The organism is Larkinella arboricola, from assembly GCF_003259745.1.
In the GTDB taxonomy this organism is placed as follows: domain Bacteria; phylum Bacteroidota; class Bacteroidia; order Cytophagales; family Spirosomataceae; genus Larkinella; species Larkinella arboricola.
In genome coordinates this window covers 1-9,159 of record NZ_QLMC01000023.1, presented here as the reverse complement: position 1 = coordinate 9,159, position 9,159 = coordinate 1, and the positions used below count along the sequence as shown (strand labels likewise).

General features: G+C 43.4%; 12 protein-coding genes. 6 read left to right on the top strand and 6 right to left on the bottom strand.

The features are described 5' to 3' along the window. The first annotated feature begins 259 nt into the window (after positions 1-259). Positions 260-619: a hypothetical protein gene (locus LX87_RS28255; protein ID WP_111631655.1), complete on the top strand. Its 360-nt coding sequence runs from the start codon at positions 260-262 to the stop codon at positions 617-619. 29 nt (positions 620-648) lie between these two features. On the opposite strand, the gene LX87_RS28250 is transcribed toward LX87_RS28255, so the two are convergent. After that, positions 649-1,170 carry a hypothetical protein gene (locus LX87_RS28250; protein WP_111631654.1) on the bottom strand — a complete coding sequence of 174 codons (522 nt, stop codon included), beginning with the start codon at positions 1,168-1,170 and terminating at the stop codon, positions 649-651. A gap of 342 nt (positions 1,171-1,512) precedes the next feature. Here LX87_RS28250 and LX87_RS28245 point away from each other — a divergent pair, with 342 nt between their 5' ends. Next, the gene (locus LX87_RS28245) at positions 1,513-2,133 is read left to right on the top strand and encodes an outer membrane beta-barrel protein (protein ID WP_111631653.1); all 621 of its coding nucleotides are present in this window, start codon (positions 1,513-1,515) and stop codon (positions 2,131-2,133) included. A gap of 14 nt (positions 2,134-2,147) precedes the next feature. Here LX87_RS28245 and LX87_RS28240 read toward each other — a convergent pair whose 3' ends face one another. Genes LX87_RS28240 through LX87_RS28230 form a run of 3 tightly spaced genes read right to left on the bottom strand, consistent with a single transcriptional unit; the run spans position 2,148 to position 4,104 of the window. Continuing rightward, positions 2,148-2,693, bottom strand: coding sequence for a hypothetical protein (locus LX87_RS28240; protein WP_111631652.1), 546 nt, complete (start codon positions 2,691-2,693; stop codon positions 2,148-2,150). Then, positions 2,690-3,640 (bottom strand): DUF5712 family protein, encoded by a 951-nt coding sequence (locus LX87_RS28235; RefSeq protein ID WP_111631651.1) that lies wholly within the window; start codon positions 3,638-3,640, stop codon positions 2,690-2,692. Before LX87_RS28235 ends, LX87_RS28240 begins: the two co-directional genes overlap by 4 nt. Beyond that, positions 3,637-4,104, bottom strand: a complete 468-nt coding sequence (locus tag LX87_RS28230; RefSeq protein ID WP_111631650.1) for a BfmA/BtgA family mobilization protein — start codon at positions 4,102-4,104, stop codon at positions 3,637-3,639. The genes LX87_RS28235 and LX87_RS28230 overlap by 4 nt, the downstream gene beginning before the upstream one ends. A gap of 765 nt (positions 4,105-4,869) precedes the next feature. Between LX87_RS28230 and LX87_RS28225 the strand changes: the two genes are divergently transcribed. The 3 genes from LX87_RS28225 to LX87_RS28215 are packed head-to-tail and all read left to right on the top strand — an operon-like array spanning position 4,870 to position 6,505. Further along, a complete protein-coding gene (locus LX87_RS28225) occupies positions 4,870-5,823 on the top strand; it encodes a replication initiation protein (protein WP_111631649.1) in 954 nt (317 codons plus the stop codon). Between the two features lie 48 nt (positions 5,824-5,871). Further along, positions 5,872-6,111: a hypothetical protein gene (locus LX87_RS28220; RefSeq protein ID WP_111631648.1), complete on the top strand. Its 240-nt coding sequence runs from the start codon at positions 5,872-5,874 to the stop codon at positions 6,109-6,111. Then, positions 6,101-6,505: a PIN domain-containing protein gene (locus LX87_RS28215; RefSeq protein WP_111631647.1), complete on the top strand. Its 405-nt coding sequence runs from the start codon at positions 6,101-6,103 to the stop codon at positions 6,503-6,505. The genes LX87_RS28220 and LX87_RS28215 overlap by 11 nt, the downstream gene beginning before the upstream one ends. A gap of 8 nt (positions 6,506-6,513) precedes the next feature. Here LX87_RS28215 and LX87_RS28210 read toward each other — a convergent pair whose 3' ends face one another. Beyond that, positions 6,514-6,996 carry a DNA-binding protein gene (locus LX87_RS28210; RefSeq protein ID WP_111631646.1) on the bottom strand — a complete coding sequence of 161 codons (483 nt, stop codon included), beginning with the start codon at positions 6,994-6,996 and terminating at the stop codon, positions 6,514-6,516. 154 nt (positions 6,997-7,150) lie between these two features. Here LX87_RS28210 and LX87_RS28205 point away from each other — a divergent pair, with 154 nt between their 5' ends. Continuing rightward, positions 7,151-7,642, top strand: coding sequence for a PQQ-binding-like beta-propeller repeat protein (locus tag LX87_RS28205; protein ID WP_111631645.1), 492 nt, complete (start codon positions 7,151-7,153; stop codon positions 7,640-7,642). Positions 7,643-8,204: 562 nt separating this feature from the next. On the opposite strand, the gene LX87_RS28200 is transcribed toward LX87_RS28205, so the two are convergent. Next, the gene (locus LX87_RS28200) at positions 8,205-8,993 is read right to left on the bottom strand and encodes a hypothetical protein (protein WP_111631644.1); all 789 of its coding nucleotides are present in this window, start codon (positions 8,991-8,993) and stop codon (positions 8,205-8,207) included. Positions 8,994-9,159: the final 166 nt, after the last annotated feature.

Below are 9,159 nucleotides of genomic sequence, written 5' to 3'. Positions count from 1 at the left end.
ATTGGACATAATCTAGGAGATTTGAGTGAAACAAGTTAAGAATTTGTCTCTTCTCTTTTCTCGCTAAGTTGTCCACTTTGGCTTGACTACATACAGCTGTAATAAGTACAACTTCGGTTGACACAAAGACAATATAAAACACAATTTAGTCGTAGGTTAATAAATTGCATTTTTTTTAGCCTCGCCGTATAACTACGATTATGTTATTTGAATTAACTCAGATATTGACTGAACTATTCCTTATCTAAGTTCCTTTAGAATGGCTACTAGAGTATTCCCTGATGACTATGAGTTAATGAGTTTTTTCGAGGTAGAACCTGAGGTATTAGATCCAGAGATGCCTTGGTTTTACAACACTGTTACTTTTCAAAAGCAGTATGCTGACGAATTGTTATACTGTACATTTTCGCCAGCTTATGGGGATATTGACTTAACGTTAGTCCGTGGTCAAAAAGCGAAAATCACTCTCAATCTACATAACATTGATAGTATCGAAGTTTTGAAGGGTCCCAATGGCGAGCATCTTAAAGCAACTTTTCATCCAGACACTTCTTTAAACGACTTTCTTCTGACTCTTAAACCAGAGGTCAGCATTATCTGGGGAACATCTCTTGAATAGTTTGAAACTGTTGTATAGGTAAGACCAAATTAATCACGATTAACAATCGAATTCCAGTAAATCCCCATTTGACCTCTATTATTTAAATTACTGCATTTTATTTGCTTGACGATTTGATCATATGTATTTTTATTACTCATGAGATTCTTAAGGTTAACAAAACTTGGAAATCGGTCATAAACAAAATCCCAAGCTTCATTTGCATAATAGCTTACCATCGCATAGAGTTCAGGATCAACTTCGTTTCTGCTTAGCTTATCATCTAAAATCTCTATAATTCTATATTCTGCTTGTGGATATATATCACTAATACCGCTTACAAAACATGCTCCCACCAATACATGCCACTGAATGAATAATCCCCGTTTAAGGGCTTCAAGACTTTCAATGGCTAAATTAGCATACTGACGATGGACCTCTTTGTAAGCCTCATATACACCTTCAATTTGTAACTTTTTTTGCTTATCTTCAATCGTGCCTTGTATACCGTATACTATAAGTATCAAGTTATTTTCTTTTTCAGACAAATAATCCAAAGTTGTATTACACATACCAAAATCTGTTGTACAATCACAATTGTGTAAAGCTAGTAACAGGATAATCAATAGATATTACCTTACCAAAATTTAAGTATTTTCTCTCCCCTTTTCAAAGATAAACCGCCTTACCTCTACAGCTCGTAGATGGAGTATGATCTAGGAATATTTCATTAACATAAGATACCTTATACAACACCCCTCGAAATAGTGCAATTTAAGCATCTGCCATTTACGCCCTTCCTAGCGGCTTTTAGCTCGCTCTTATAAGGGTCTATGTCCAGTGCCCCATTAGAAGTAAGCCCGCATTCGCTTTATTAACTAGAACTATCGTTTCACACCTTTAACCAACCCGATATGAAAAAGGCTGGACTTACCTTGCTGCTCCTGACCATTGGTTTGAATACTATGGCGCAAACCCAGAAAGGCCGTTGGCTGCTGGGGGCCCAAGTCGGTGATTTCTCCTACCGGAAATTTAAGGGCAATCGCGGCCATTCGTTCTCCGTGGATCTGGCGCCCACCGCAGGCTATTTCATCGCAAACAACCTATTGGTAGCCCTAACGGTGCCCTACAGCTTACAGAGAACCCGCTACCAGTCTATACCTGATGCGGCCCTTTCCCGCCAAATTGGCCTGGGCCCTTCGGTTCGCTATTACCTGGGAAAGGCCAAACTCAAACCGTTTGCAGGTCTGAGCTACGCTTATAGCTGGGCAAAGTCACGCGCAGTCTCCACCGATCTTTCGCTCAGCCTGCCCACCAATCGATTCTTTACCAGTACGCTGTCGCCTAACCTGGGGCTGGCCTACTTTATAAATCGAAATGTGGCCTTGAATGCGGGGTTGAATTACAATGTTAGTACCGAGAAGGGCTATTCGACCAGTGCGACCTCACCGGATCCGGACAACAACCGGTATTCCTTCCAGCAGAAAACCCTGACATTAGGAGTTGGCTTTTCCATCCTTTTGGGGAACGAGTAAAAGCGTCCGCTTCATTACCGCTTTTTTTCTCCATTGTTTGCCTGCTGGTTGTACTGCTTTAAGGCGTTTTTGTAGGCCTTCTGGGTCGAAAGCCAGTTCACAAACTGCTGATGGGCCTCCAGCTCCTGGCGAGCCTGCAGGGCTTGCTGCTGCCAGGACTCGATCTGAGTTTGTTGCTGGAAGCCACCCCAACCCAGCACAAACATCAACAGGAGGACAAAGCCCAAAATCCCCGCCATCGACCATAGAGAAGTAAAGCCCAGAAATTCACCTTGATACCAACGGCGCGCTGGCTCGGCGGCCACCAACGCCGGGCGCAACTGGTCAGCGACGGCGGCCGCGTCGAGCTTAGGAGCCTGACCGGCCAGGGCCTTGACCTGCTCATAGGTGGCCGGGCGCGGCTGGCTTTGCAGGCGTTTAATCACGTCCGTTAGCGCTTCGATGGTCTCACTCTGGCGGCTCAGCTCCGCCGTCAGCCGTTGAATCGGGTCGGTACTCGGATCTACCGCTGGGGGTGGAGCCTGCTGGCTCAGGTTCTTTAAAAACTTGTTTTCGCTCATAAGCCTAAACCCCGGCTGCGGCGGGGCGTTTCATCGGGTTTGATTTCGATTGCTTGCTGCTGTTTGAGCCCTTGGGCGGCTTCCTGCTGGCGTTGCAGTTCAGCTTGGCGATGGGCCTCCTGCTGCTGGTAGGCCTGGCCTAATCCTTCCCGTAGACCCGCTAACGGGTCGGCGACCGTTAACTCCGCGGTCGGTCGGGGCGCGGCTTCCAAACGAGCCGCCTGGCCGAGTTCGGCTTTTAGGGCTTCGTCGCCGTACTTCATACCGTGTCGGTAGGCAAACGACTCGGTTAGGCTGCGCTGGTAGCCAAAGCTCCGATCAAAGCTCTGCTCCACCCGCTGGCTAAAGGCGTTGCGCTCAAAGCCGCCTTGCACCACCCCTTTGGTGGTCGCTTTGTGATTGGTCAACGGACTCAGGTGGTAGGGGTTCTTGCGCTGGTGCAAACCGGCTTCCAGCCCCTGCCGGTAAGCCTTTAGATTCTCGGTGCGGCTGACAATAACGTGAATGTGGGTCTGATCGCCCTGTTTCGCTAAGCCTTTGGGCTGCTCACCCAGTTGCACCGCCCGATCCGTGTAAGTGTAGCTGCGGTGCTGCTCGATCTTGGCGTACCAGACCAGATCCTGACTTTTTATCCCCTTTCCAAAGTTTTCGGCGTACTGCTCCATCGCTTCGCGGGTAAAGGCTTTCAATGCCTCGGGATTGGCTTTTAGGTGCGCCAGCTCGGCCTGGGACGGGGCCAGCACGATCTGATAGTACTTATCATCGGTCCGGCCCAGGTTGCGCTTGTTAGCGTCGATGTCGGCCACCACCTGACCACCCGCTACACCATCGGCCTCGCGGCCAAACCATTGCCCCTGCTGTTCTTTCTCCAGATACGTCACTAAACCCCCGCAGGAACCGCTGCGGTTGGAGAGGCCACTACCCCCGGCTGGAATCTTGGTCATCATCGGATGGGGTGCTGCTTTAAAAGGTCATCGGCCTGTTGACGGTACTCCGGACGCAGGAAGTGATCCACCAGAGCCTGGCGAAACGACAGCCGCAGCAGCGTTTGCACCGCTTCCACCACCCCGGTTAGCTGTTCTTCCAATTGCTCCGGACCCAGGGGCGGGCGCGTCTCCTGAGCCTGCCGCAGCGCCTGTACATCGGCGCGTAGGGGTTTTAACAGCTCCTTTTCCTGTTCCCGGATAAATCCAATGAAGCGTTTATCGAGCGCTGCCACCTGATCGGTCAGTTTTTTGATCGCCAGCTCGGGCCGGTCGGCCTTCGGCTCGCGCGGATCGGTCTTCGTAACAGTGAAATATTGCACCATCGCAGCCACCAAATCCTTGTTGGAAAGGCCAAATTGCGCCCCCAACCGTTCCAATTGTTGGTGGGTGCCAACACTCACTGCTAGGCTCTTACGTTCGCTCATACAGATAAAAAGTACACATTTTTAAATTGATTATCAATTACTTATAATACTAATATACATTGTACTATTGCTTTTCCAGATCAATAAAAGTACAATTTAGTGATTATCAACCCCGTAGGGCGGGACGAACGGTATGCAGCGTAGCGGAATAGCGTTCCGTCTCGCTCTCTAAAAAAAGAGACTACTGCGTACCCAGCATGCCCCGCTAGCCCGCCTGATTACAAGCTAATGACAATAGCCAGCATTTACAAATTGGCTCCTAGCCGGGATGTAACTGGGGGCAATCCTGCTAAAAGGGTTGGAAAGGGGAAAGAAGACTAAACCGATTGCTCTACTTGAGAGCGTGCAGAAGGCTATTTATTAGAATAGTACAATAAATATAGCTCATTAACTATAAGTTTAGTTGCTCGGCCTACTGTATTATCTTTATTTTGCTTTTCTTTCCCTATTCATTTTAGTCGATTGCTTTTGCTGCTTTTTTAGGTGTGGATAACTTAGAATTTTGGACTGTTTTTTGACTTATCCACACCCTAAATGCCATTTTTTCGCACTTGCACTTTATCAAAATATTTCTTTTGCAAACTTTAGGGGCTCGCAACGTATTGATTAACAGTAATTTATGCACTTATTTTAACAGTAATTGGCGGTATTTTAACAGTAATTGGCGGAGATTTTAGCGGTATTTTAACAGTAATTGGCGGAGAAAAGCTTGTTTAATTTGCTTATTAAATAAGCCTTTCTTTTTTTTACTGTTAAAATACCACTATGAACCCGATAGAACCCTTTAAACAATCAAATGCCATTACTGGGGCTAGATATGATTATACCGTTACTGAAAAGCGATTGATCTATTTAGCTTTAATTGAGGTGGAGGATATTGTAAAAAATGGAGTTCCAAATGACTTTTTTAACAAAGAGCTAACTCTATTTATAGCTGAAAGTCAGCTAAAGAAAACAGATCAGCATGACCACCGATTTAGAGACTACAGGAAGGCTGTTGTAAGTCTTCGCAAGAAAGATTTTTCGATTGACAAGCCTGATGGAGGTTGGATTGAAACTGGCTTTGTAAATGGTGGGGAATACACGAAAGAGAAAGGGTTGGAAGTATCTATCTCAAAGTATGTTGTACCTTATCTGTACGAATTAACAAAACGCTTTACAGTATTGGATGCTACTGTAGTCATGACGTTGACGAGTAAGTTTTCTCAACGGTTTTATGAGTGGTGTTGTCAATGGAGATCCGTTGGAAAGTTTAAATTTACTCCAGATGAGTTGCGGGATGTACTGCTTGCTAAGATGACTACAGGTAATTTAAAGCAATTTGTGATCGAGGTTGCACAAGCTGAATTAATGAAGATGTATGAAGAAGGCATTAGTGATCTCTACTTCACTTATACTGAAGACCGTAGTGGAAGGGGACGGGGAGGGTCTGTAAAGCAATGGAATTTCCAAATTCACACTAAAAAGAAACAAATAGCTCAAGAAAGAGCCAGCAATGCGGATATCGTCTTCGTAGCGCAGTTTTTAGCCCAGATCTTTGGCAAGGACTCTCTTTTAATCGATCACGCCTTAGAAGCCTTAAAAACGCACGAAAATGTCAAAATCTTTGCTCAACGTGTCAAAGACCTACAAACTTCAGGTAAGTTAGATCGTACGACGAACAAAGCGGGCTATGTTCGTTCTATCCTGCAAAAAGAATTTGGCTTAGATGGTAAGTAAAAGAAATAGTTGACTGTTATTCTGTAACAAGACCTTAAACCGAAGCTTATGGAATCGAGGAAAATATCAACGGATGGTTCACAAGAGCCAATTCCACCCTTAAAACCAGGCCAATGGAACGTCTACCGGCCAGAAGATATCATGCGTTGGGGCGTTCAACGCTTTCTAAATGAAGTATGCGCTAAGGAGCCGTTTCAAATTCCAGATTTAGGCTTCAATGAAGAAGAGAATAAGCGTATGGACGAAATTTTGAGGCAGGAACGCGAAGCATCGAATAATGGTATTTGATACAAACTTGATTATTCAGCATGTCCGCCGGGGGCAGTGGCTAAATTCAAAAGCAATTATACCGGTAGTAGTAGCAGGGGAATTGAGAGCGTTTGCCCTAAAAGCGGATTGGGGTACTCAGAAACTGACGTTTCTGGAGAGTATTTTGAAAGGCTACCCTATTGTTGAAATCACAATGTTCCTAACAGATGTATACGCTCAAATTGATGCATACAGCCAAGGAACCTTAAAATTGAAGCCGCTACCTCTTGGCATGTCATCTCGAAATATGAGTAAAAATGATCTGTGGATTGCTACAACAGCTCTATATTTCGATTTGGAACTACACACTACGGATAATGATTTTGACCATCTTTCGGCCTTTGGCTTAAGGCTGGTCAAACATAGTGCTTAAAAGCTAACTCAATCTTTCTTTCTAAAGAAACGAGATAACCAGTTCTTTGGTTTGCTTGTACTGGTTGACAACTGCTTCTGTAAATCAACTAGTTGGCTATTTTGCTCAAGTAAGAGTTCTTCAATGTGACTAATCTTTTGACTATTCATCTGATTAATCAAAGCATTCAATACATCACTTTGCTCAAACAAGCGATTTTGAAGTTGTTGTATGACTTTGTCTTTCTCTACCAGCAAATTTTTCAACTGTTCATTTTCCTGAACCACATCAGAAGAAATACTTTCTTGGTAAGGAGTTAAAGATGGAATTATTGAATAGTGCTGCTCAAGAAATGCCTGACTCACCTGATAGGTTTTGCCCTTCGGTGTGTCTTCAGACCGAATATGATTAGTCAAATTGTGCTGTTTGACTAGTCGCCGTATAGTCAGCTCTGACTTGTTAAATCGAGCAGCAGCCTCTTTAATAGTCAAAAAGGTTTGATCGTCATTCATTGCATCTTTGAGTAATCACTGACTAATCATTCACTCAAAGATAAGTGAGCAACTCAAAAAGCAACTATTTTGACTAATCATTCGATTAGTCGAATGATTAGTCAAAACCGTCAGTTAACATAAGGTTTGATTATATAACAGTTCCGGACATTCGATGCGAATAGAATTTCTTCCTAGGCTCTTGAGAATTCATTACCAGTACGAAAATGTAAAGACTATTGAATATGATGTAGATGGCTATTTAACCGTTTATAATCGAGATGATAAAAAAGTAGCTGAGTTCAAAACAGTGTCTTCAATAGCTTACAATGCTCAATATGGTACTCCAATTACCGAGGATGGGCAATTTGTATTCATTGGTACTTGGGAAAGAGGGCTCTTCTGTTATTCGATTAAGGATCAACAGTTGGTGTGGAAGCAGGGGCCTGGACGAGTCAGACAGATTCTCTTAATGGATAGTTGCCTGATCGTGGAGATGGCGCAAAGAGGTATTTACAAAAGGGATGTTAAGACGGGAGAACTGCTTCAAGTTCTGAAGATGCCCTCTATTGATCGGTTTAGTCAACTAAGTGAGTCGGAGTTACTAGCTGGTCCACTGAGGGGGAAATATATTCACTATCATTTGCCCTCCCTTCAACCTAAGTGAGTACAGACAGGGTTATATAAAATCACTTATACAACTGCAACGCGATGAAAAACTCGGTTTGGCAAGATAGGTTACTTAAGTTGGTTTGGTACGGAAGGCTTTATCTAGTTGGATGTACTATACTTTTCATCCCTTGGATGTTCTTCTTTTTAACTCCCAATGTACCTCCTCTGTGGCAGCAGGCAATAGGATGGATAATATTACCTTTCGGTTTACTAATCAAAATGCCCTCTAACTCTTTGGTAGGTTTCGCTGTATGTATGCTACTTAACGCTTTGTTGTGGGGAATCCTTATGTTAATTGTACGAGAAAAGATTTCACATAAATAGTTGTAAATTGACTTATTCTTTTAAAAAGTGATTTGATTAAATAAGTCAAAACATTAATTATTCTCTTAACATAAGAATAGTTATAAAACAGGGCTAAGAAAAGTGCAAGCATCTATTGTACTGCAATATTGCACTATCCTAGGTGTACGCAGTTCAATCAAAGTTGGAAAGCGGTATTGACCGAAGTTGTGATTACACATCTATTCGTTAAGTGAAGCTGATGTAGCAGAAAATTAGCGATTGGATTTAGCCTTCAAAAAGGTCAATGGACTAAATAAACCGAACGTCCATTGAGACGGGTTAAAATTGACTGTGAACTGCTGAGTCTTTAGCTTATATGATTGCCGGTTATCTAGCAAAAGTGAGAGGCCGCCAGTAGCTAGTTTTACGCCTAACCAAGGGGTGATGCAATACCCCACTGTCGGAGATAGTAACCATTGGATTGCCTTGGATTCCCGATAAGTTCCTATGGCTTTTCCGGTAGCGTAAGTTGGCAGGTGCGGTTCTTCAGGCGTGTACTCAATGATATTAGAGATTTCCCCGTAGATGTATTTTTGTTTCCCCCAAGCTAACATCACAGAAGGGGCTAACCAAAGCTTTTTTGAGAGTCTATATATATACTTTACTTCGATGTAAGGACGAGTGCTGGTGTACTTAAAATTCCTTTCCCCCCATGCTTTAACCAGTTTCGTTTCGGAGAACTCTATAACAGTTGTATCTAACACGTTGTGAATGGTAGAATGAGTACGAGTCAAGCCGACACTAACTAACCACTTGCTATTAATCATATAACCTACTGACCCCCCTAATTTTAAGCTGTTTTGCTGATCAGCATTTGAAGAGAAATACCCTACTGCTGGAAAAGGAGCCGGAGTAAACGGATAAGTCAAATCTTCCCCCTTTTGATAAAATCCAGTAGCTTCAATGACAAGTTGATGCTTGACTATTTGAGCAAAAATTTTGGACGAGCTTGCATAAAGACAAAAAGTGATAATGATTAAAGAATACTTAAAGGGTTTCATATGTAGCGAATAAATCAAATGTATCACTCGTAATATAAGCTATTAACGGGAGCTTTTAGACAGGCTGTAATTGTACGTCGTCAGCAGAAAGTGGACAACTTAAGTTGGAAAGGGAAGAGAGACTTTAAGCACTTTGGCCTTGCTGGCAAATATAATTTTTCCGGCG